Source organism: Amphritea pacifica (genome assembly GCF_016924145.1).
In the GTDB taxonomy this organism is placed as follows: Bacteria; Pseudomonadota; Gammaproteobacteria; order Pseudomonadales; family Balneatricaceae; genus Amphritea; species Amphritea pacifica.
Genome location: NZ_JAFFZO010000106.1, coordinates 1 through 516, shown reverse-complemented (window position 1 = coordinate 516; position 516 = coordinate 1). Strand labels below are relative to the sequence as shown.

General features: G+C 51.9%; 1 protein-coding gene. It reads left to right on the top strand.

Features of this window, described 5'->3' with window-relative positions:
• Positions 1-308: amino acid ABC transporter ATP-binding protein (locus tag JW499_RS21600; RefSeq protein ID WP_205212513.1), on the top strand; the 308-nt coding region annotated here is incomplete at its 5' end.
• Between the last annotated feature and the right edge of the window lie 208 nt (positions 309-516).

Sequence of the window (516 nt, the reverse complement as noted above, 5' to 3'; positions counted from 1 at the left end):
AGCAGCAGCGGGTAGCGATTGCCCGCTCCCTGTGTATGAACCCGGATGTGATGCTGTTCGATGAGCCGACCTCGGCCCTCGACCCCGAGATGATCAAAGAGGTGCTCGATGTCATGATCGAACTGGCCAACGAAGGGATGACCATGCTCTGCGTCACCCACGAGATGGGCTTTGCCAAGACCGTGGCGGACCGGGTTATCTTTATGGATGGCGGGCAGATTATTGAAGAGAATGAGCCCCATGAGTTCTTTAACAACCCGCAGCATGAGCGGACCCAGTTGTTCCTGAGTCAGATTTTGGCGCATTAAAAGCAGTTGCTAGATGCAGCTTCGCCGCTTGCTAGTGGTTAGTGGCTAGAAAAAGCATGAAAAAACCGCCTGTTATGGCGGTTCAGGCTGTTGATAAAGTCCTCGTCAAATGACGAGGATTTTTTATAATAGGCTCATGCTAAGAGAACGCCCCCCAACCCAGTCCGCCCTTGAGTTTGTTTGCATCGATGAACTTGTTCCTCAAGAC